At 64.0% G+C, this 20,783-nt stretch carries 18 protein-coding genes; 10 read left to right on the top strand and 8 right to left on the bottom strand.

What is annotated here, in order from left to right; translation table 11 throughout:
- Positions 1 to 20 precede the first annotated feature (20 nt).
- Entirely contained in the window at positions 21 to 1,184 is a 1,164-nt protein-coding gene (locus JJC00_RS11230; RefSeq protein ID WP_200472621.1) for a PA0069 family radical SAM protein, read from the bottom strand.
- 222 nt (positions 1,185 to 1,406) lie between these two features.
- Between JJC00_RS11230 and JJC00_RS11225 the strand changes: the two genes are divergently transcribed.
- Positions 1,407 to 3,794 carry a phosphoketolase family protein gene (locus JJC00_RS11225; RefSeq protein ID WP_200474080.1) on the top strand — a complete coding sequence of 796 codons (2,388 nt, stop codon included), beginning with the start codon at positions 1,407 to 1,409 and terminating at the stop codon, positions 3,792 to 3,794.
- A gap of 4 nt (positions 3,795 to 3,798) precedes the next feature.
- A complete protein-coding gene (locus JJC00_RS11220) occupies positions 3,799 to 5,004 on the top strand; it encodes an acetate/propionate family kinase (RefSeq protein WP_200472620.1) in 1,206 nt (401 codons plus the stop codon).
- Between the two features lie 40 nt (positions 5,005 to 5,044).
- Here JJC00_RS11220 and JJC00_RS11215 read toward each other — a convergent pair whose 3' ends face one another.
- Positions 5,045 to 5,884 (bottom strand): RMD1 family protein, encoded by an 840-nt coding sequence (locus tag JJC00_RS11215; protein ID WP_200472619.1) that lies wholly within the window; start codon positions 5,882 to 5,884, stop codon positions 5,045 to 5,047.
- Positions 5,885 to 6,216: 332 nt separating this feature from the next.
- Here JJC00_RS11215 and JJC00_RS11210 point away from each other — a divergent pair, with 332 nt between their 5' ends.
- Positions 6,217 to 6,792: a glycosyl transferase gene (locus JJC00_RS11210; protein WP_200472618.1), complete on the top strand. Its 576-nt coding sequence runs from the start codon at positions 6,217 to 6,219 to the stop codon at positions 6,790 to 6,792.
- 62 nt (positions 6,793 to 6,854) lie between these two features.
- Positions 6,855 to 7,784 (top strand): bifunctional helix-turn-helix transcriptional regulator/GNAT family N-acetyltransferase, encoded by a 930-nt coding sequence (locus tag JJC00_RS11205; RefSeq protein ID WP_200472617.1) that lies wholly within the window; start codon positions 6,855 to 6,857, stop codon positions 7,782 to 7,784.
- 471 nt (positions 7,785 to 8,255) lie between these two features.
- Here JJC00_RS11205 and moaB read toward each other — a convergent pair whose 3' ends face one another.
- Both moaB and ypfJ read right to left on the bottom strand, forming a co-directional pair.
- Positions 8,256 to 8,819 (bottom strand): molybdenum cofactor biosynthesis protein B, encoded by a 564-nt coding sequence (gene moaB, locus JJC00_RS11200; protein WP_200472616.1) that lies wholly within the window; start codon positions 8,817 to 8,819, stop codon positions 8,256 to 8,258.
- Between the two features lie 136 nt (positions 8,820 to 8,955).
- On the bottom strand, positions 8,956 to 9,891 hold the full coding sequence (gene ypfJ, locus JJC00_RS11195) for a KPN_02809 family neutral zinc metallopeptidase (RefSeq protein WP_200472615.1): 936 nt from the start codon (positions 9,889 to 9,891) through the stop codon (positions 8,956 to 8,958).
- A gap of 415 nt (positions 9,892 to 10,306) precedes the next feature.
- Between ypfJ and JJC00_RS11190 the strand changes: the two genes are divergently transcribed.
- Positions 10,307 to 11,437, top strand: coding sequence for a site-specific DNA-methyltransferase (locus JJC00_RS11190; RefSeq protein WP_283816810.1), 1,131 nt, complete (start codon positions 10,307 to 10,309; stop codon positions 11,435 to 11,437).
- A 307-nt stretch (positions 11,438 to 11,744) separates the two neighbouring features.
- Complete coding sequence (locus tag JJC00_RS11185) at positions 11,745 to 12,425, top strand: glutathione S-transferase family protein (protein ID WP_200472613.1); 681 nt, start codon at positions 11,745 to 11,747, stop codon at positions 12,423 to 12,425.
- Positions 12,426 to 12,476: 51 nt separating this feature from the next.
- Here the strand turns inward: JJC00_RS11185 and JJC00_RS11180 are convergent, their stop codons facing one another.
- Positions 12,477 to 14,486, bottom strand: a complete 2,010-nt coding sequence (locus JJC00_RS11180; RefSeq protein ID WP_200472612.1) for a methyl-accepting chemotaxis protein — start codon at positions 14,484 to 14,486, stop codon at positions 12,477 to 12,479.
- 276 nt (positions 14,487 to 14,762) lie between these two features.
- Positions 14,763 to 15,206 carry a nuclear transport factor 2 family protein gene (locus JJC00_RS11175; RefSeq protein WP_200472611.1) on the bottom strand — a complete coding sequence of 148 codons (444 nt, stop codon included), beginning with the start codon at positions 15,204 to 15,206 and terminating at the stop codon, positions 14,763 to 14,765.
- Between the two features lie 92 nt (positions 15,207 to 15,298).
- On the opposite strand from JJC00_RS11175, the gene JJC00_RS11170 reads away from it, so the two are divergent.
- Complete coding sequence (locus JJC00_RS11170) at positions 15,299 to 16,213, top strand: LysR family transcriptional regulator (protein ID WP_200472610.1); 915 nt, start codon at positions 15,299 to 15,301, stop codon at positions 16,211 to 16,213.
- A gap of 93 nt (positions 16,214 to 16,306) precedes the next feature.
- Complete coding sequence (locus tag JJC00_RS11165) at positions 16,307 to 17,005, top strand: FkbM family methyltransferase (RefSeq protein ID WP_200472609.1); 699 nt, start codon at positions 16,307 to 16,309, stop codon at positions 17,003 to 17,005.
- A 13-nt stretch (positions 17,006 to 17,018) separates the two neighbouring features.
- Here JJC00_RS11165 and JJC00_RS11160 read toward each other — a convergent pair whose 3' ends face one another.
- Positions 17,019 to 17,639, bottom strand: coding sequence for a glutathione S-transferase family protein (locus JJC00_RS11160; protein WP_200472608.1), 621 nt, complete (start codon positions 17,637 to 17,639; stop codon positions 17,019 to 17,021).
- 141 nt (positions 17,640 to 17,780) lie between these two features.
- Between JJC00_RS11160 and JJC00_RS11155 the strand changes: the two genes are divergently transcribed.
- Together JJC00_RS11155 and JJC00_RS11150 are read left to right on the top strand one after the other, a co-directional pair.
- Entirely contained in the window at positions 17,781 to 19,061 is a 1,281-nt protein-coding gene (locus JJC00_RS11155) for a flavin-dependent oxidoreductase (protein ID WP_200472607.1), read from the top strand.
- Between the two features lie 781 nt (positions 19,062 to 19,842).
- Positions 19,843 to 20,295 carry a hypothetical protein gene (locus JJC00_RS11150; RefSeq protein WP_200472606.1) on the top strand — a complete coding sequence of 151 codons (453 nt, stop codon included), beginning with the start codon at positions 19,843 to 19,845 and terminating at the stop codon, positions 20,293 to 20,295.
- Between the two features lies 1 nt (position 20,296).
- Here JJC00_RS11150 and JJC00_RS11145 read toward each other — a convergent pair whose 3' ends face one another.
- Positions 20,297 to 20,716 carry a PaaI family thioesterase gene (locus JJC00_RS11145; protein WP_027529179.1) on the bottom strand — a complete coding sequence of 140 codons (420 nt, stop codon included), beginning with the start codon at positions 20,714 to 20,716 and terminating at the stop codon, positions 20,297 to 20,299.
- Between the last annotated feature and the right edge of the window lie 67 nt (positions 20,717 to 20,783).

Genomic DNA, 20,783 nt, shown 5'->3' with positions numbered 1-20,783 from the left:
ACCTCGTTCGCTCCTCAGCCTCAGAACAGGCTGAGCTGCTCGCCGTTCTGCTTCGGTCTGGCAAAATGATCCGTCGTCAGCTTCGAGCGGCGCTTGTTGAGCCCCAGCCTGTCGCAGGCGATCTCGATGCGGCGGCCGATGGTCCAGGCCATCGGCCCGGTGCCCTTCATCCGCTCGCCCCATTTCGCGTCGTAGTCGCGGCCGCCGCGCATGTCGCGGATCAGCGTGAAGACGTGGCGATAGCGATCCGGATAGTTCGCCATCAGCCATTCGCGGAAGAGATCGCGCACCTCGAGCGGCAGCCGCAGCAGCACGTAGGAGGCTTCCTTGACGCCGACATGGGCTGCGGCATCCAGAATGCGCTCGATCTCGGAATCGTTCAGCGCAGGGATCACGGGCGCGACCATCACGGTGGTGGGAATGCCGGCGTCCGAGAGCTGCTTCAGCGCCTCAAGGCGCTTTGGCGGCGTCGAGGCGCGCGGCTCCATGGTGCGCGCGAGCTTCGGGTCGAGCGAGGTCACTGAGATTGCGACCTTGGCGAGGTTGCGCTTGGCCATCCGCGCGAGAATGTCGATGTCGCGTGTGACCAGCGCGGACTTGGTGACGATGCCGACGGGATGGCCGGTGCGCTCCAGCACCTCCAGAATGCCGCGCATGATTTTGCGCTCGCGCTCAATCGGCTGATAGGGATCGGTGTTGGTGCCGATCGCGATCATCCGCGGCTCGTAGCCGGCGGCCGCCAGCTCCTTCTCGAGCAGCGCCGGCGCCTCAGGCTTCACGAACAGCTTTGACTCGAAATCGAGCCCGGGTGACAGGCCGAGATAGGCGTGCGTCGGCCGCGCGAAGCAATAGACGCAGCCGTGCTCACACCCACGATAGGGATTGATCGAACGATCGAAGCCGATGTCAGGAGAGTCGTTGCGGGTGATCACCTTGCGCGAGGTGTCGACCGCGACCGAGGTCTTGAATGGCGGCAGCTCTTCCAGACTCTGCCAGCCGTCGTCGAAGGCGACGCGCGCCTCGGCCTCAAAGCGGCCGCTGGCGTTGGACTGTGCGCCCCGCCCCCGCCTGCGCGCGCGGTCGATGGCGACGCCAAGCTCGGGGAAATCAGCAGGCGCACCCGCCGGCTCGGAGGGCGCCGTGACCGGCGGGTGCTTGAGAGCAGAAGAAGATGCTGGACTCATGAAGCCAAGATAGCACGCAAACGGAACAAATCAAGAACAAGAATGAAAAACGTGAAAACAACCCCATGCACAGTAGCGCTGCCCAAACTTCGCGCGCTGACCTTTGACCTCACGCAACATCGCGTGAGCCCGATCCCGTCTGATGACGGCAAGTATCAATCTCGGGATCGATCTCGCCGGAACAAGGTTGATGACGATCGCTGGGTGGAGGTCCCCATGAATATGACAAATCAACAACAATCGGCCGCTGCGAGCACTGACCTCGATCTCCTCGATCGCTACTGGCGCGCCGCCAACTATCTCTCGGTCGGGCAGATCTATCTGCTCGACAATCCGCTGCTGCGCGAGCCCTTGCGGCCCGAGCACATCAAGCCGCGTTTGCTCGGCCATTGGGGCACGACGCCGGGGCTGAACTTCATCTACGCCCACCTCAACCGCGTCATCCACGCGCTGGACCTCGACGTGATCTATATCTGCGGCCCCGGACACGGCGGCCCGGGCATGGTCGCCAACACCTATCTGGAAGGCAGCTACAGCGAGATCTATCCTGATATCGCGCGCGATGCGGACGGATTGCGAAAACTTTTCAGGCAGTTCTCCTTCCCCGGCGGCATCCCGAGCCACGCGGCGCCGGAAACGCCGGGCTCGATCCACGAAGGCGGCGAGCTCGGCTACGCGCTGGTGCACGCCTATGGCGCGGCGTTCGACAATCCCGACCTGATCGTCGCCTGCGTCGTCGGCGACGGCGAGGCCGAGACCGGCCCGCTCGCAGCGTCCTGGCATTCCAACAAGTTCCTGAACCCCGCCCATGACGGCGCGGTGCTGCCGATCCTGCACCTCAATGGCTACAAGATCGCCAATCCCACCGTGCTCGGCCGGATGCGTGATGACGAGATCCGCGATCTCTTCCGCGGGTTCGGCCACGAGGCGCTATTCGTCGAGGGCGACGATCCCAAATTGATGCACCGGACCATGGCCGATGCGCTCGATGTCGCGTTGACCAGCATCCGCTCGATCCAGCAGCACGCCCGCGAGGGGCAAAAAAGCGTCGCACGGCCACGCTGGCCGATGATCGTGTTGCGCAGCCCCAAGGGCTGGACCGGCCCGAAGGAAGTCGACGGCAAGAAGGTCGAAGGCTTTTGGCGCGCGCATCAGGTTCCCGTTGCGAACTGCCGCGAGAACCCGGCGCATCTGAAGATTCTCGAAGACTGGATGAAGAGCTACGAGCCGGAAAACCTGTTCGACGCCAGCGGCGCGCTCGTTCCAGAGCTTCAGGCGCTGGCGCCCGAAGGCATCCGCCGCATGGGCGCCAATCCGCATGCGAATGGCGGGTTGTTGAAGAAGGAGCTGAAGCTGCCGGACTTCCGCAGTTTTGCAGTCGAAGTGCCACAGCCCGGCAGCGTGACGGGAGAAGCAACGCGCGAGCTCGGCAAATTCCTGCGCGACGTCATCCGCCTCAACGCCGAAGAGCGCAACTTCCGCATCATGGGTCCGGACGAGACCGCGTCAAACCGGCTCGACGCGGTGTTCGAGACGACCGAACGCGTCTGGATGGAGCCGATCGAATCTTACGACGTGCATCTCGCGCAGGACGGCCGCGTGATGGAGGTGCTGAGCGAGCATCTCTGCCAGGGCTGGCTGGAGAGTTATCTGCTCACCGGACGCCACGGCTTCTTCTCCTGCTATGAGGCTTTCATCCACATCGTGGATTCCATGTTCAACCAGCACGCCAAATGGCTGAAGGTGACGCGACACCTGCCATGGCGGCGCCCGATCGCATCGCTGAACTATCTCCTGACCTCGCATGTCTGGCGCCAGGACCATAACGGCTTCAGCCATCAGGATCCCGGTTTCGTCGATCTCGTCGCCAACAAGAAAGCCGACATCGTCCGCATCTATTTCCCGCCGGACGCCAACACGCTGTTGTGGATCGCCGATCACTGCCTGCGCACTTACAATCGCATCAACGTCATCGTTGCCGGCAAGCAGCCGGCGCCACAATGGCTGTCGATGCAGGAGGCGGCCACGCATTGCGATGCCGGCATCGGCATCTGGACCTGGGCCAGCAATGAGGCGTCCGGCAGCGAGCCCGACGTGGTGATGGCTTGCGCCGGCGACGTGCCGACGCTGGAAACGCTCGCCGCTGTCGATCTGCTCCGCAACGCGCTGCCGGACCTCAAGATCCGCGTCGTCAACGTCGTCGACCTCATGACGCTGCAACCGAAGGAGCAACATCCGCATGGCCTCTCCGATCGCGACTTCGACAGCCTGTTCACGTCGGACAAGCCTGTCATCTTCGCCTATCACGGCTATCCCTATCTCATCCACCGGCTGACCTATAAGCGCACCAACCATGCCGGCATGCATGTGCGCGGTTTTGCCGAGGAAGGCACCACCACGACGCCGTTCGACATGGTCGTGCTCAACGAGCTCGATCGTTATCATCTCGCGATCGAGGCGATCGAGCGCGTGCCGGGGCTCGCGACCAAGGCCGCACAGGTGAAGCAGCAGTTCCGCGACGCGCTGATCGAGCATTCGCGTTACGTGCGCGAGCATGGCGAGGACATGCCCGTGATCCGCGACTGGGCCTGGCCGGGCAAGGCGGGCTGACACGATGCCGGCCTCCGACGCGGTGCTCGTCCTCAACGCAGGCTCGTCAAGCATCAAGTTCGGCCTGTTCGAGATCTCGGGAAGCGAACCCGCCCTGCTCTGCAAAGGTCTGCTCGACGAGCACGAAGCAAAGCCGCGGCTGGTGGCAAAGAGCCCATCGGGCGAGGCGCTGTTCGAGACGCAGCGGGAGGCGTCGGATGCGGACGGCGGTCATCTGTTCGCCGACGTGCTCGGCTTCATCGAGGAGCGTTTTCGCGAGGCCCGCTTGCGCGCTGTGGGCCACCGCATCGTTCATGGCGGACCGGATTATTCCGGCCCGGTCGCACTGACCGATGACATCTATGGCAAGCTCGAGGCGCTGACACCGCTGGCGCCGCTGCATCAGCCGCGCTGCCTGGCGCCGGTCCGGACCATCAGGGCGATCCGCCCCTCGCTGACGCAGATCGCCTGCTTCGACACCGCCTTCCATCACGGCCTTTCGCCGCCGGCGAGCCGCTTCGCCATTCCGGGACGCTACGAGGCGCGTGGGCTGCGGCGCTACGGCTTTCACGGGCTGTCATTCGAATATGTCGCAGGGCGTCTCGCCAGGATCGCGCCGGAGCTTGCAGCCAAGCGCACCGTCATCGCCCATCTCGGCAATGGCGCCAGCCTCTGCGCGTTGCACGACGGCCGCAGCGTCGACACCACGATGGGACTGACGCCGCTCGACGGCCTGGTGATGGGCACGCGCTGCGGCTCCATCGATCCCGGCGTGCTGCTCTACCTGTTGCAACACGAGAATATGTCGGTGGAGGATTTGCAGCACCTGCTCTATCACGAGTCCGGCCTGCTCGGCGTCTCCGGCATCTCCGCGGACATGCGGACGCTGCTTGCGAGCGGCGATCCTGCAGCACGCGAGGCGGTCGATCTCTTCACCTTCCGTGCCGCACAGGAGATCGCGGTGATGGCCAACACGCTCGGCGGACTGGACTGCCTCGTCTTCACCGGCGGCATCGGCGAGCACGCCAGGGAGATCCGTAGCGCGATCGGCGAGCGTCTCGCCTGGCTCGGCGTCCGGATCGATCCCGCGGCAAATGACGCGGCGCGCGAGCGCATCAATGCCGGCGACAGCGCCGTGGATGTCCTCGTCATCCCGACCAATGAGGAGCTCACGATCGCGCGCCATTGCGCCGAGGTGTTGCTACACCTCTCCCCGACGGGGAGAGATTAACCGCGTCCTTGGCTCGCACCGCCAACCAAACTCAGATCGCTCAGTGAATCCCGGCAAAGATCTGAATACACCCAATCACGACCTCGATCACGATCAGCACCACCACCGCGATCTCGAGGCGGAGCGAGCGCTGGGTGTCGATGATGTCGGTCAGCGCATCGGCCGTCTCCGCGACGACCGTGAGCTTGCGCTCGAGCGTGTCGAGACGCTCCTTCAGCTCGTACTCGTCTTCAAGACGCGCATAGAGCCGGTCGAGCTGCGGCTTTTCCCAGAGCGCATCGGGCTTTTCCGCGACCGCGACGCGGCCGGCGACGCGCTGCTGGACGAGCAGCGCGTTGCCAATGAGCTGCAGAATGCCCTTGCGCGGCCGCGACGTCCGGCCTTTCTCGGCGAGCTCGCGGGCAAAAGGCTCGATGACGTCGAAGACCGCAGCGACGCGCCGCTCGTCGCGCGCCAGCGACGTGCTCTTGGCGAGAGCGTCCGCGATCAGCAGCAGTCGCTCGTCGGAAAATTTCGAGAGGTTGATCGGCCCGCCCGGCTGGATCGCTTCGGCGTTTTCGTCGTGGCAAAGCTGCGCCTGCGCGGTCTCCTCCTCATGGGGGCTGAGCTCGCCGATCACGCGCGACTTGAGACTGTCGATGAGAACCTTCTCCTCCGACGGCAACAGCCCGATCATCACCACGACGCCATAGCGGAAGATCACGGCAAGGCCGCCATGGACTCGGAAGGCAGCCGGCGTCGAGGACACCAGCGCGCCGAGCTCGAGCCCCGACGGATTGATGCGTTCGCCCAGCATCACGGCGCGGATCCGCAAGGTCGGCGCGGCGTCCGGCTTCGGCGATATCGGCGGCGCGCCAATGGGAAGTTGACCGGCATTCATTGGACAAATCTCGCTCTGTGCAGCGGCGCTTGCACGTTTTCCCTACGCACGTCATGTGAGACTGCCGATGCAATCTCGCGGAACGGCGTCGTCACCTTCGACGATATCGGCAGGGAAACGCCCCGTTTGAAGCTCACGAAACCGAAATTCGCCGAAACTTTCGGCAAGGTGAGCACCCCGCGCGCGACATATTCGGCTGCGATGGGCTCGCCTCGGTTTACCATCGCACGCCGGGCGGCCTGCGAGAAGTTGCGCTCGGCAGCGCCGCGTGTTTATGACAACATCATAACGAGTTACGCTTCTCCCGAATTGCGGACATCGAAGTCTCAATCATGCTGAGCGTCATCATTCCGACCGAAGGCGTCGAACAGACGGCTGTCGCAACTCTGGCCGCGCTGGTCCCCGGTGCCGCGTCAGGCATCATCAAGGAAGTTCTGCTGGTCGACGGCACCCGCAACGGCGTCATCGAGCGCGTTGCCGACGTCGCCGGCTGCCGCTTCGTCGGCTGCGAGGGGTCTTCGCAAGGCGCGGCGCTGGCCGCCGGGGCGCTCCAGGCCCGCTCGCCCTGGCTGATGTTCCTCCCTGCCGGCGCGGTGCTGGACACCGGCTGGATCGAGGAGACCACCCAGTTCATCCAGGCCGTCGCGGCCAGCGGGCGGGATCGTGCGTCCGTGTTCCGCTACGCCCGCTCACCTTACGCAGATACCGGCTTTCGTGACGTCTTGTGGTCCGTGGCACGCAAGCTGGTCGGCCCCCTCGGCGATCAGGGGCTTTTGATCGCGCGCGACCATTACGACCGGATCGGCGGCTACCCACCCCTGGCCCGCCGGTCCGAGGCGCGGCTGCTCAGGCGGCTCGGCCGCTCCTCCCGGACCATGCTGCGCAGCCGGATCGTCATGGTCGCGTGAGGCCACCATATACTTGCCAAAGTCAAATAATTATTTGACAATGGCAATTATTGAGGTGTCCCATGCCCGTCGACGGTACCGACGACCAGATCGCGGCGGTTCGCGCCTTCAACCGCTTCTATACCCGCAAGCTCGGCGTGCTCGACCAGCATCTTGGAAAGAGCCCGTTTTCGCTCAGCGAGGCCCGTGTGCTCTATGAGCTCGCGCATCGCGACGACCTTGCGGCAAAAGAGATCGGAAACGAGCTTGGTCTGGACGCCGGCTACCTCAGCCGCATCGTCCAGAGCTTCGACGAGCAGGGGCTGATCACGCGGAAGCCCCTGCCCGCGGATCGCAGGCAATACCAGCTCAGCCTTACCGCCAAGGGCCGCCAGACCTTCGCCAAGCTGAACCTGAGCTCGCAAAACGAGGTCGCCGCAATGCTGGCTCGGCTTTCGGCCAGTGATACGTCGCGGTTGACGCAGGCCATGGCGACCATTGAGACCGTGCTGGAGCAACGTCGAAACCAGCCCGCTTCCGTTGTGCTGCGCAGCCATCGCGTGGGGGACATGGGCTGGGTCATCTCCAAGCAAGGCGCCGCCTATGCCGCGGACTACAACTGGGACATCAGCTACGAGGCGCTGGTCGCCGAGATCTGCGCACAGTTCATCAAGAACTACGACCCCGCGCGCGAGCATTGCTGGATCGCGGAAGTCGGCGGCGAGCCGGTCGGCTCGATCTTTCTGGTCAAGGCCACGGACGAGATCGCAAAACTCCGCCTGTTGCAGGTTGAGAAGAAAGCACGCGGACTCGGTGTCGGCCGCGCGCTGGTCGAGCAATGCATCCAGGGCGCGCGCGCGAGAGGCTATCGCCGCATGACACTATGGACGCAGAGCATTCTGGTCGCCGCACGCGGCATCTACCAGAGCGCAGGATTTAAGCTCGTGAAGGAAGAGAAGCACCACAGCTTCGGTGCCGATCTGGTCGGCGAGACGTGGGAGCGGGATCTCTGATCATTTCGCGACGAGCGAGATGCGCATGAATGTGCCCTCGCCCCTTGTGGGAGAGGGCAGCGACGCTGGTGGACGCGGGCTCACTTGGGTGAGGGGTATGTCTCCACAAGCATTGACGCGCACGGATAGATACCCCTCATCCGGCGCCATAGCCGATGCAAAGCATCGGCGTTTTTAAGAACGGCGGCCGAAGGCCGCCTATGCCACCTTCCCCCACAGGGCAGGGCTATCGCATATGATTCTTGGCGGTCGCCTGAGCGCGCGCCTCGTCCTTCGAGACGACCGCTCCGCGGTCTCCTCAGGATGAGGCTAATCGGCATTGGTCTCCGTTGAAACTGGCGCCGCGTACTCCGCCCTCATCCTGAGGAGCCCGCCCAAAGCGGGCGTCTCGAAGGATGGCCCCAGCAAAAACGCTCAAATGCGATAGCCCTGCCCACAAGGGGGGAAGGGAAGAGGCACCGTAAGCGGGCATCACACCGTCGCGCCCTGCGCTTTCGGCCTGCGCAGATGCTCGTCCAGCCGCGGCATGATCTCGACGAAATTGCAGGGGCGCGTGCGGTAGTCGAGCTGCGCGGCGAGGATGCCGTCCCAGCCGTCACGGCACGCGCCGGGCGAGCCGGGCAGGCAGAAGATGTAGGTCGCACCTGTTACGCCCGCAGTGGCGCGGCTCTGGATCGTCGACGTCCCGATCTTGGCGTGGCTCAGCATGTGGAAGGCGATGGAGAAACCGTCCATCCGCTTCTCGAACAGCGGCTCGATCGCCTCCGGCGTCACGTCGCGCCCGGTAAAACCGGTGCCGCCAGTGGTGATGACCACGTCGACGCCGGCATCTGCCACCCAGCGGCGGATGACAGCGCGGATGGCCTCGACATCATCGGTGACGATCTCGCGCGCGGCGAGATGATGGCCGGCTGCTGTAAGGCGATCGACGAGCGTCTGGCCGGATTTATCATCGGCAAGCGCGCGCGTATCGGAGACGGTGAGAACCGCGATGTTGAGCGGGATGAACTGTTTGGATTCGTCGATGGAGGCCATTTCGTTACACCTTCTCTCCCACCCACCGCCGTCATCCTGAGGTGCGCGCGAAAGCGCGCCTCGAAGGATGGGCCGCGGATCCGTCATCCTTCGAGGCTCGCAAGGGCGAGCACCTCAGGATGACGTTACGAACAGTCTACGGCCCGCCGCCGCCGAACGTGTTGCAGGCCTGCAGCGTGCCCTGCTGATAGCCGGTCATGAACCACTGCTTGCGCTGCGCGGCCGAGCCGTGGGTGAAGGAATCAGGCACGACGCGCCCCGTGGCCTGACGCTGCAGCGTATCGTCGCCGATCGCGCTCGCCGTGGTCAGAGCGGCGTCGATGTCGCCGGCTTCGAGGAAGTTCGGACGCTTCTTCGACTCGCGATTGACCCAGACGCCGGACAGACAGTCGGCCTGCAATTCGACCTTCACCTGAAGCGCATTGGCTTCGGCCTTGCTGCCGGCCTGTTGCTGCAGTCGCGTCACCTTCGGAATGATGCCGAGCAGGTTCTGGATGTGATGGCCGGCTTCATGGGCGATGATGTAGGCGGTGGTGAAATTGCACGCCGACTTGCCGGAGCAGCCACGGAAACGCGTCTCGACCTCGCGGAAGAACGCGGTGTCGAGGAAGATGGTGCGGTCCGGCGGGCAATAGAACGGACCCATCGCCGACTCCGCCCGGCCACAGCGGCCGCCATTGGTGGCGTTGCGGAACAGCACGACCTTCGGGCCGGTATAGGACTGGCCGCTGGCCTGGAAGATCTCGCTCCAGCGGTCGTCGATCTCGCCGAGGATGCCGGAGATCATGCTGCCCATCTCGTCGGTCGGCGCGCCGCGCTTGGCCTGGGAAGACGGCCGGTCGCTCTGGTAGCTCGGCGCCTGGCCGCCGCCGGTGAGGATCTCGGCGCCGCCGATCAGGATGCGCGGATCGATGCCGAAGGCATAGCCGACCAGCCCGAGCACGATGATGGTGCCGATGCCGAGACCGCCGCCGCCCATCGGCAGGCCGAACCCGCCGCCGCCTCCACCGCCGCCGCCATCGTCGCGACGATCCTCGATGTCGTCGCTCCGGCGGAAATCATCGTAGCGCATGGCGGGCTTCCCTTAAGTGCTTGATGGCGTCAATTGGGCGGCGCGGAAACGCTGGAGCTCAACGCGCCACATACGTAAAATCTCCGTTGCCTTTATCAATATAGGGGTCGGCAAAAATTGCCTAGTGCGAGGGCGCCGTCGCACCAGCAATTTTTTCCGAGGGCCATGCACTTTTTTCCGAGAGAATTTTGGAGTCTTTTGCAGCTCCAGCCACTCCCGCAACGCGAAGAAACGCGAAACACACTGTAAAACACGGCAAATGCGCGCAGCCAGTCGCACACAATGCGCGATGGCCGGCCTGCTCACGAAAGCAGCGGGTTAAGTCGATTTTTACTTTGCCGCTTCAATGTAACGGTCAGTCGGTTGTTTGGTCCCGCGTCGCCGACAGCGTCGCCTGAGTCAGAGTTCTTGAGTCATGGTAGTGTCGCGTCGCGGGGCGTCTGCAAGGGCGCCCCGCACAAATTTTGAGTCCGCTTCGCACAGCATCATCCTCGGTGATTGCGTCGCCGAGATGTCGAAGCTTGAGGCTGGTTCGGTCGATCTGGTGTTCGCCGATCCGCCCTACAATCTCCAGCTCAAGGGCGATCTCAAGCGCCCCGACGAATCCCATGTCGATGCCGTCAACGACGACTGGGACAAGTTCGATTCATTCTCCGCTTATGACGATTTCACCCGCGCCTGGCTGCTGGCCGCACGCCGCGCGATGAAGCCGTCGGCGACGATCTGGGTGATCGGCTCCTATCACAACATCTTCCGCGTCGGCGCGATCATGCAGGACCTCGGCTTCTGGCTCCTGAACGACATCGTCTGGCGCAAGACCAACCCGATGCCGAATTTCCGCGGCCGCCGCTTCACCAACGCGCATGAGACCATGATCTGGGCCGCGCGTGATGAAAAGGCCAAGGGCTATACCTTCAATTACGAAGTGCTGAAGGCGGCCAACGAGGACGTGCAGGCACGTTCCGACTGGCTGATCCCGCTCTGCACCGGCGAGGAACGCCTCAAGGGCGCCGATGGCAAGAAGGTGCATCCGACGCAGAAGCCGGAAGGCCTGCTCGCGCGCGTGCTGCTGTCGTCGTCGAAGCCCGGCGATCTCGTGATCGATCCCTTCAACGGCACCGGCACCACCGGCGCCGTCGCCAAGCGTCTCGGCCGCTCCTATATCGGCTTCGAGCGCGACAAGACCTATGCCAAGGCGGCCGCAGCGCGCATCGCCGCGGTCGAGCCGCTGCCGGAAGAGAGCCTTGCCCCGTTCATGACCGCGCGCGAAGCCCCTCGCGTGGCGTTCTCCGAGCTGATCGAGCGCGGCATGATCATGCCCGGCACGAAACTGTTCGACGCCAAGAAGAAGCTTGGCGCGCTGGTCCGTGCCGACGGCGCCATCATGTTCGGTGACAAGGTCGGCTCGATCCACCGCATGGGCGCAGTGGCGCAGGGCGCGCAGGCCTGCAACGGCTGGACCTTCTGGTACGTCGAGACCAAGAAGGGTCTCAAGCTGATCGACGAGCTCCGCGCCGAGATCCGCGCCGGCATGGCGGCGGAATAGCCGCGCTCTGCGCTCTTGTAGGGTGGGCCGCAACGCGCCGTGCCCACCATCTCTCCAATAAATCGATGGAATTGGTGGGCACGCTTCGCTTTGCCCTACGGCACAGGAAGCCGTGGATACGAAAGCAATCGGCCTTTGTTACGCCGGCCGGTCTGCGCCTCGCGCAGACACCGCACGGCAATCTCGCCGGTTGCTCTCCCCGACAAGGTTCAGGCAAGAGAAGGCCGCCGCGCGGCAATGATGCTGCGTCCGCTCTCGGCCACCACCACTGGCACCCACACTTGCACCCATACTTGGGAGATGCCCGATGCTCAAATTCTATTTCAACGGATCGCCGAACCCGACCAAGGTCGCGCTGTTCCTCGAAGAGGCCGGCCTGCCGTTCGAGCCGGTGAAGATCGACACCCGCAAGGGCGAGCAGTTCACGCCGGACTATCTGAAGATCAATCCGAACGCCAAGGTGCCGGCGATCGACGACAACGGCACGATCGTGTTCGACTCGAACGCCATCTTGCTCTACCTCGCCGAGAAGACCGGCAAATTCCTGCCCGCGAACCGCGCTGAATTGCTGTCGTGGCTGATGTTTGTGGCCACCGGCGTCGGGCCGTATTCGGGTCAGGCCGTGCACTTCAAGCATTTTGCGCCGAAGGACCAGAACCACGACTACGCCCATAACCGCTACCAGTACGAGACCGACCGCCATTACAAGATCCTCGACGGTCACCTCAAAGGCCGCAGCTACATGGTCGGCGACAGCTATTCGATCGTCGACATGGCGCTGTGGGGCTGGGCGCGGATGGTGCCGTTCAAGCTCGGCGACGACGCCTTTGCGCGCTACCCGAACGTGAAGCGGCTGATCGACGAGATCTCGGCGCGGCCGGCGGCTGCGCGCGCGATCGCGCTGAAGGACAAGTTCACCTTCAAGGCCGAGATGGACGACGAGGCCCGCCGCAACATGTTCGGGCACATGACGACGAAAGTGGCCTGATCACATCTCGCCGCGATTGAAGGCCACGCGCATGCGCGTGGCCTTTTGCTTTCAGGCGGCGTGGACCGACTCGAGGAATTTGGTGACCTCGAGCTTCAGCCGGTTGCTGTCGGCCGACAGCGAGCGCGCCGCCGACAGCACCTGCGATGACGCCGAGCCGGTGTCGGAGGCGCCGCGCTGGACGTCGCCGATATTGGTCGAGACGCGTTGGGTGCCGTGGGCGGCCTGCTGGACGTTGCGGGAAATCTCCTGCGTGGCCGCGCCCTGCTGTTCCACGGCGGCGGCAACCGTCGAGGAGATTTCCGACAGCCGCTCGATGGTGCCGCTGATCTCTCGGATGGAGCCGACAGACTCTTCCGTCGCGGCCTGGATGCCTGAGACCTGCTGGGCGATCTCGCCGGTGGCCTTCGCGGTCTGCTCGGCCAGCGCCTTGACCTCGGAAGCGACCACGGCAAAGCCACGGCCGGCTTCACCCGCGCGCGCCGCCTCGATGGTGGCGTTCAGCGCCAGCAGATTGGTCTGGCCGGCGATGGTGCTGATCAGCTCGACGACATCGCCGATGCGGGCGGCCGCCTTGGAGAGCTCGCTGACGCGGGCGTTGGTCTTGGTCGCCTGCCCTACCGCTTCGCCGGCGATGCGGGCGGATTCCTGGACCTGACGCGCGATCTCGCTCACCGACGAGGACAGCTCTTCGGTGGCGGACGCGACGGCCTGGACGTTGGCGCTGGCCTCTTGCGACGCGGAGGCGACTTCCGTCGACAGATCCTGGGCACGCGTCGCGGTCGTGGTCAGCGTGCCGGCGGAGGCCTCGAGCTCGCTCGATGCCGACGACACGGTGTCGACGATCTCGCCGACGGCCTGCTCGAACTGGTCGGCGAGCCGGACCATGTCCTTCTTGCGGTCCTCGGCCTGGCGCGCCTCGATCTCGGTCTGCTCGTGGCGCATGCGCTCGGTGTCGATCATGTTGTCCTTGAACACCTGGATCGCCTTGGCCATGTCGCCGATCTCGTCGGCCTTGCCACGGCCGGGGATCTCGACCGCGAGATCGCCGCCGGCCAGCGCACCCATCGCCCGCGTCATCGCGGTCAGCGGCCCAACGATGCTGCGGGCGATCAGGAAAGCCACGATCAGTCCGAACAGGGTCGCCACCCCGCCCACGATCTCCTGCATGGACGTCGTGCCGTCGATCGCGGCTTCCGCCTGGCTGCGCGCGTCCTTGTAGTCCTTCTTGAGGGCGGTCTCGGCAACCTTGAGCTTGGCGATGCTGTCGACGATGAGCGGCGCGAGGCTCTTGTGATAGATCTCGTCGGCCTGGAGCATCGCGGCCGACGTGGTCTCGAATGCGGACTTGTAGATTCCGAGCGAGGTCTTCACCGGCGCCAGCGTGGCGCGCAATTCCGTCGCCTGCGGGCTCTTTTCGAGCGCGGCGAGGCGCTGGGACGCCCTGTCCACATTGGTCCTGAAGTTGGCAGGACCTTTGGTGTCGCGCAGCGCCAGGAAGCGCCAGTTTGCGATCTGAACGAGCAGCAGCCGGGATTCGAGGTCTGCGACGAGGGACGCGGTGTCTTCGTCGACGGCTGCGCGCGCCACGTCGACCAGCTTGTTCATCTTGACGCTCAGCTCGTCGCCGCTCGGCAGCAGCGTCGCCTTGCCGGTCCGCGCCTCGTTGACGGCGTCGCCGAGATTGTCACGCAGGCTTTTCATCTTCGCGATGTCGGCGATCAGATCGTTGTAGAGCTTGCGCCGTTCCTCGGAGAGCGTGCCCTTGGCGCCGACCTGCAGCAGCTCGGTCGCTGCGGTCTCCCGCTCCGAGGCCTCTCGCATCGCGGACTCATTGGCGTCGTAGATGTAGCGCAGATTGGCCCGCTGGATCGCCTGGAGATGGGTCGAGATCTCCAGGACCCGCGCCGTGCTGTCCGAAAATGCCGAGGCCTTGGCGACCTGGTCCTGCACGGACCGCAAGTTCCAGATGGCCACCACCGCCATCACGAGACCAACCACGACCAGCGCCATGAAGCCGGCATAGAGACGGCCCCTGATCCGCAAACGAAAGCTCGGCATTCCCACTGTCCACCCGGATGCATGTGAATTCAGGCGGGCGCACAACTCCGGCGATCGTCGCGGCCACCCCAGCAGCCGCGCGTCACCTCTTCGGCGACTCACGCTGCACCGCGACACAATGCGGGACACTCGTTAATTGAACCTTCAAGTTCTTCGCGCCTGCGCGCATCAGCCGGCACGAGGCTTGCTGGTATAATCGGCAGTCACGGTATTGTCGCACAGCCCGCAGCCCTATGCAGATCGCTGCAAAAGGGCGCGTGACGCCGCTCAATCCGCTCAGCTCGCGGCCCTCGCAGCCGTTTGCGGAAACGGACCGAGCGCTTTTTCGGTCAGGACCGAGTCGCAGTACTCGCGGATCTCCTTGATCCTGCCGTCCTCAAGCCGAAACACGAGGCAATAGTCATTGTCGTAGCGGACGCCCTCGGGCGTGACGTTGTCGCCCTTGGCCTCCACCACGACGATGTCACCATCGGCGATGAAGCGCTCGGCGACCGTGCGCGTCCGGTCACGCAGACGGGTACGCACGTAGCCGTGCAGATCGTTGAGGATCGCCTCTCTCCCGGTGAACGTGCGGGACCAGGAATACTGGCCGGTGACGATCCATTTGGCGTCGTCGGCAAGGCTTGCGGCGAACAGCGCGCGGTCGCGCACCGCCGGATCGGGGTTGGCGGCGGCGGCGAAAATATCCTGCATCAGTTTCTTGTTGGCGCTCGCGCTCATGGTGGCATCTCCGTTTGGTGGGCAACACGGAGAGCATCGCTGCCTGACGAGAATTCTTCAAATCGATAGTAGATATGATATCTATTCACTTCATGAATTTGAATTCGCTTGACCTCAATCTATTGACCGCGCTCGATGCGCTGCTGCGCGAGGCCAATGTCAGCCGAGCGGCCATGCGGATCGGCCTGTCGCAGCCGGCCACGAGCCATGCGCTGCAACGGCTGCGCGACATCTTTGGCGATCCGCTGCTGGTGCGCACCGGCGCGCGGATGGAGTTGACGCCGCGGGCGCAAGCCCTGCGCGCGCCGTTGGCGCAGGCGCTCGACCAGGTGCGCGGGCTGTTCGTGCCCGACGAGTTCGATGCCGCGCGCAGCGAGCGGCCATTCCGCCTGATGATGCCGGATCTCGCGGTCGAGCTGTTGATGCCGCCGTTGATGGAGAAGGTGACGCGCCTTGCGCCCAGCGTCCGCATCGACGTGGTGCCGTGGCGGGGCCCGGCGATCTTCCACGCCGAGTTCGCTCGCACCATCGATCTCGTGATCTCGATCGGCAACGCGTTCAAGGGTTTTCACCGCCAGTTGCTCTATACCGACAGCGACGCGCTGGCGGTGCGGCGCGGTCATCCCATGGGCGCCAAGCTGAAGCGGCGCGAGACGTTCCTCGCCGCACGCCATGTCGGCGTGATCATCCGCGGCAATAGCGAGGATCTGATCGACACCTGGCTGCGACCTAAGGACATCGAGCGGCACGTCTCGCTGGTGGTGCCAGGCTATCTCGAAGCGCTGCACGTTGCCGCCCGCACCGACCTCGTCGCCTTCGTGCCGCGCCGGCTGATCGCGGCGCTGTCAAAGCAGCTTGGGCTCGTCACGGTGACGCCGCCGCTCGATCCCGGGATCGACGAGCAGTTCATGTTCTATCCGACACGGGCGCAGATGGATCCGGGATCGATCTGGCTGCGGCGGCTGATGCTGGAGACGGGGCGGGAGTTGGAGAAACGCAAACGGTGAGCACCACAGCGACGTCGCAAGACGCTCGACTTGAAACGGGGCCACTCTGCGTCTTTAATGAGCCAACCACAGGAACCGAAGGGGATCGAGAGCATGCTGGACCCGCACCAACCACTTGGATGGTTGATCCGTCTTCCGTTCAAGCTGGTTTCGCCATCTTCCGTCATGCGGGTGCTCACCGGGCCGAACCGAGGCCTGAAATGGGTCGCCGGAGCCGGCAATCAGAGCTGCTGGCTCGGTACATATGAAAGCGATCATGCCAGGGCGATCGCCGCCCGCGTAAAGCCAGGCATGACGGTTTTTGATGTCGGCGCACACGCCGGATATTACACCCTGATGCTTTCGAGGCTTGTTGGACCGCAAGGCCGTGTTCTTGCGTTCGAAGCAAACCCTGCCAACGCGTCAAGGCTTCGCAAACATCTCAATCTCAACGACATCGGGAATGTCGAGGTGATCGAGGCGGCCGTAACCGACCGAGAGGGCGAGACGTTTTTCCATACCAACGATGATGTCGGCAAATACGGCTACATGGGGAAGATTTCAGAAACCGGAACTTCGATCAGGACGGTCCGCCTCGACGACTTTCCGACCCCGGACCTGATCAAGATGGATATCGAGGGCGCTGAGACGCTGGCGCTCACGGGAGCGGCGCGGCTCTTGTCCGAGCACAAGAGCACGATCTTCCTCGCCCTGCATGACGGCGCCTTCGAACAGGCGCCGTCTATCTTGAAACAGCATGGTTATCGGATCGAGCCAGCGGGAGAGCGTGAACTATGGGCCACGCCGACCTAGCGTCGCCGAGATCTTACGCCTTCTGCGCGTCCATCACCTTGCGCACGGCGGGGCGGTCCGACATGCGCTTGAAGTGATCGGCGATCTTCGGCGTGGCATTGATGTCGACGCTGTCTCCCTCGAGCCAGAGCGAGAGCGTGTGGAGATAGGGATCGCAGATCGTGAACTGGTCGCCCATCACCCAGGGGCCTTTGAACATCTTCTGCTCGATCAAGGAGAAGCAGGCTCCCATGGTCTTCGGGACCATCGCCTTCATGTCGGCGAACGAGCTCTCCTGCGTCGCCCAGCGCGCACCGCGAATCTTGTGGGCATGGTTGATGTGCGCGGTCGAGCAGAGATAAGAGTTGAACGACTGCGCTTGGGCGAAGTCGAAGGGATCGTCGAGCGGCGCGAGCTTCGCCTTGGGGAAGGTTTGCGCGAGGTAGGCCAGCATCGCCGGCGTCTCGGTGAGGACGCCACGATCGGTCACCAGCGCCGGCACGCGGCCCTTCGGATTGATCGCGAGATAGTCCGGGCTGTTCTGCTGATTATCCTTGAAGCTCAGCCGTTCAGCCGTGTAGTCGGCGCCGGCCTCCTCCAGGGTCATGTAGGTGGCGAGCGCGCAGGTGCCGGTGGCGTAGTAGAGCTTGAGCATGTCGGACCTCATGGGAAAATTGGAAATTAACGGCTGCGGGCCGCCAGGTCCATAGTACGTCGTTCTCAGTGCTTTTGCTCTTCGCAGTTGCCCACCGCGGCCCGCCTATGCCAAGACGCCCGCAATCGGAGGGGTTTGGTCATGACGGTACTCATCGCCGGCGGCGGCATCGGCGGGCTGACGCTTGCGCTCAGCCTGCACGGAATCGGCATTCCCGTGAAGGTGTTCGAGAGCGTCGCGGAACTGAAGCCGCTCGGCGTCGGCATCAACGTGCTGCCGCATGCGGTGCGCGAGCTGATCGAGCTCGGCCTGATGGACAAGCTCGATGCCAGCGGCGTGCGCACCCGCGAGCTCGGTTATTTCTCCAAGCACGGCAAGCCGATCTGGAGCGAGCCGCGCGGGCTGGAAGCCGGCTACAAATGGCCGCAGTTCTCGATCCATCGCGGCACCCTCCAGCAACTCCTGCTCGACACCGCAATCGAGCGGCTCGGCCGCGACAACATTTTGACCAGCCATCATCTGACCGGCTGGACCGAGACGGCGAACGGCGTCCGCGCCGACTTCATCGACAGGGCGACCGGCAAACCGGCCGGGACTTGCGAAGGCGCCATCATGATCGCCGCCGACGGGATCCATTCCGCCGCGCGAGAAAAGCTCTATCCGCAAGAGGGCCCGCCGATCTGGAACGGTCGTATCCTCTGGCGCGGCGTAACGCCGTCAAAGGCCTTCTTGACCGGCCGCACTATGATCATGGCCGGCCACGAGATCCTGAAATTCGTCTGCTACCCGATTTCGAAGGAGCCGGATGCGGCGGGCAATCACCTGATCAACTGGGTCGCCGAGCGCCACATGCCGCCGACCTATCAGTGGCGGCGCGAGGACTATAACCGCACCGCGCGGCTGGAAGAGTTCTTGCCGTGGTTCGAGAGCTGGCAGTTCGACTGGCTTGACGTGCCCGGCCTGATCAAGAATTGCCCGCACGCCTATGAATATCCGCTGGTCGACCGCGACCCGGTCTCGCAATGGACCTTTGGCAAGGTCGCGCTGATGGGCGATGCCGCGCATCCGATGTACCCGATCGGCTCGAACGGCGCCTCGCAAGCGATCCTCGATGCCCGCACCATCACCCGCGAGATTTTGGCGCACGGCCCGACGCAAGCCGCGCTGCTCGCCTATGAAGCCGAGCGGCGGCCCGCGACCACCGACCTCGTGCTGCTCAACCGCAAGAACGGCCCGGAGCAAGTGATGCAGCTCGTCGAGGAACGCGCGCCTGACGGTTACAAGGTCGTCACCGACGTGCTGTCGCAGAAGGAGCTGGAAGACATCGCCGCGAACTACAAGCGCGTTGCGGGTTTCCAGGTCGAGGCGCTGAACGCGAAGCCGCCGATCGTCAGTGGGGATGCGAAGCGCGCGAGCCCTTGATCGCGCCGCGTTGACGACGGAAGTGCAACTCGTGACATTGGCTGACGAACTGGCCGATTGGTACAGGGCTAGGGCTTAAACAGACAAGCGGGGCGGTAAGAGTGGTCCAGCCGCCCCGCATGCGTCACGGCCCATCAATATCCATACTGTCCGGAACACACCCAATTGCCGTAGGCATCGTAGCAACGGTTGTTGTAGTAGCCGTATGCACCTGCCGCCGCCGCTCCGACTCCTACTGCTGCGGCTCCGTATGCCGCTCCCCGGTAGACGCCTCTACGCGCCGCTGTGCGCGCTACAGGGTGCCTTGCTATCGGCCGGGAGACGTAAGCGCGGCCGCCGTAGCGACCAGCGTGAACGGCACCGCCCCTGTAGTGAGTGCCTCCTCCGTGAAATCCTCCTCCACCGCGATAGCCGCCACCTCCTCCACGGCCACCACGGGCGAGTGCGTCATCGGGAACAAGGCTTGCGCCGACAAGAGCGGCTGCGGCCAGGCCAACTAAAGCATATCGAAACATGGGCGTTCTCCCGTCGTTGGATCCGCAGGGTGATGCCGTCAACGGGACAGGCACTTACGCCATCATTTGGCGCGCCCTGCATGTCCAATTGACCTAGATCAATGCCTGTCGGTTTCAACGCCCCCGGGATGGTCCTGCGCTTTCAGCGCCGAGGTTGAAGACCATGAGCGGTCGCAACCGTTCGCTCGTGCGCTTTGATCTACGCCAGTCCTTGAATGCGAGAGAACTTGTCCATCCGATAGACGCCAATAACCGAGGCCGCGATCATGAAGTTCCGGGCAGAGTTGCTTGCGGCGGCTATCTTGCTGGCCGAAATGCACGCAAGTCATGCGGCGATACGGATCGCCGGCGATCGTGGCGGGCTAATCGACACCTACGTTGACAGATATCAGCGCCTGCGCACGTCCGGAGAGACCGTAATCATCGATGGACTTTGTGCCTCGTCGTGCACCATCGTTCTCGGTGCAGTTGCCGCTGACAAAATCTGCGTGACCTCGAAGGCCGCTCTCGGCTTCCACGCTGCTTGGGATTTCGGTCGGAAGGGAAGGACAATTACCAACCCTGACGCCACCAATTACCTGTGCTCCATGTATCCCGGGCCGGTGCAGCGTTGGATCGCGGCGCGCGGCGGGTTGAGGCCGCAACTCATGTTGCTGCGCGGCAAGGCGCTACAAGCGCTGTATAAGCCCTGCGTGCAGGGACGCCGCGTGCGCGGCTAGACTACCGCACCACCCTTGCCGCCTCCAGCAGCCGCTCGGTCGCACTCGCCGTCGCGAGCACGGTGCCATCCTCGGCCATCAGCTTCGCCTCGACGAACGCGATCGTCTTGCCGAGTTGCGTCACCGTCGCCTCGGCGATGATCGGGCCGGGCTTTGCGGGCGCAAGAAAATTCACGGTCATGCTGATGGTAGTGGTGTAGAGTCGGCCCTCGCTCATTACGAGCACAGCGGGGCCCATGGTGTCGTCGAGCATGGCCGAGAGCATGCCGCCCTGGATGAAGCCGGCCGGATTGCAGAATTCGGGCTTGCCCTCGAAGCCGAGCTTGATCCAGCCCTCCTCGGGACGGGCATCGAGCAGGCGCCACCCCAACAGTTCGGCGCAGGGCGGCCTTGGAAAGTTGTCAAGCGCGGTCTTGATCATGTGAACCTCCGTTACCGCTCGTACATAACGCAAGGCTGCTGACAGGCTAGTGTCAGCAGGAGCGAGG

The organism is Bradyrhizobium diazoefficiens (assembly GCF_016616885.1).
In the GTDB taxonomy this organism is placed as follows: Bacteria; Pseudomonadota; Alphaproteobacteria; order Rhizobiales; family Xanthobacteraceae; genus Bradyrhizobium; species Bradyrhizobium diazoefficiens_F.
Note: the sequence above shows the minus strand (reverse complement) of the source record. Positions and strands in the feature narration are given on the sequence as shown.

Excerpts from the sequence above, each read along its gene's own strand:
- JJC00_RS11215 (WP_200472619.1), bottom strand. The coding sequence starts at position 5,884 with ATGAATGCCGGTCAACTTCCCATTGGCGCGCCGCCGATATCGCCGAAG.
- moaB (WP_200472616.1), bottom strand. The coding sequence starts at position 8,819 with ATGGCCTCCATCGACGAATCCAAACAGTTCATCCCGCTCAACATCGCG.
- JJC00_RS11210 (WP_200472618.1), top strand. The coding sequence starts at position 6,217 with ATGCTGAGCGTCATCATTCCGACCGAAGGCGTCGAACAGACGGCTGTC.
- JJC00_RS11185 (WP_200472613.1), top strand. The coding sequence starts at position 11,745 with ATGCTCAAATTCTATTTCAACGGATCGCCGAACCCGACCAAGGTCGCG.
- JJC00_RS11190 (WP_283816810.1), top strand. The coding sequence starts at position 10,307 with ATGGTAGTGTCGCGTCGCGGGGCGTCTGCAAGGGCGCCCCGCACAAAT.
- JJC00_RS11145 (WP_027529179.1), bottom strand. The coding sequence starts at position 20,716 with ATGATCAAGACCGCGCTTGACAACTTTCCAAGGCCGCCCTGCGCCGAA.
- JJC00_RS11155 (WP_200472607.1), top strand. The coding sequence starts at position 17,781 with ATGACGGTACTCATCGCCGGCGGCGGCATCGGCGGGCTGACGCTTGCG.
- JJC00_RS11225 (WP_200474080.1), top strand. The coding sequence starts at position 1,407 with ATGACAAATCAACAACAATCGGCCGCTGCGAGCACTGACCTCGATCTC.
- JJC00_RS11175 (WP_200472611.1), bottom strand. The coding sequence starts at position 15,206 with ATGAGCGCGAGCGCCAACAAGAAACTGATGCAGGATATTTTCGCCGCC.
- JJC00_RS11160 (WP_200472608.1), bottom strand. The coding sequence starts at position 17,639 with ATGCTCAAGCTCTACTACGCCACCGGCACCTGCGCGCTCGCCACCTAC.
- JJC00_RS11170 (WP_200472610.1), top strand. The coding sequence starts at position 15,299 with ATGAATTTGAATTCGCTTGACCTCAATCTATTGACCGCGCTCGATGCG.
- ypfJ (WP_200472615.1), bottom strand. The coding sequence starts at position 9,891 with ATGCGCTACGATGATTTCCGCCGGAGCGACGACATCGAGGATCGTCGC.
- JJC00_RS11150 (WP_200472606.1), top strand. The coding sequence starts at position 19,843 with ATGAAGTTCCGGGCAGAGTTGCTTGCGGCGGCTATCTTGCTGGCCGAA.
- JJC00_RS11230 (WP_200472621.1), bottom strand. The coding sequence starts at position 1,184 with ATGAGTCCAGCATCTTCTTCTGCTCTCAAGCACCCGCCGGTCACGGCG.
- JJC00_RS11180 (WP_200472612.1), bottom strand. The coding sequence starts at position 14,486 with ATGCCGAGCTTTCGTTTGCGGATCAGGGGCCGTCTCTATGCCGGCTTC.
- JJC00_RS11205 (WP_200472617.1), top strand. The coding sequence starts at position 6,855 with ATGCCCGTCGACGGTACCGACGACCAGATCGCGGCGGTTCGCGCCTTC.
- JJC00_RS11220 (WP_200472620.1), top strand. The coding sequence starts at position 3,799 with ATGCCGGCCTCCGACGCGGTGCTCGTCCTCAACGCAGGCTCGTCAAGC.
- JJC00_RS11165 (WP_200472609.1), top strand. The coding sequence starts at position 16,307 with ATGCTGGACCCGCACCAACCACTTGGATGGTTGATCCGTCTTCCGTTC.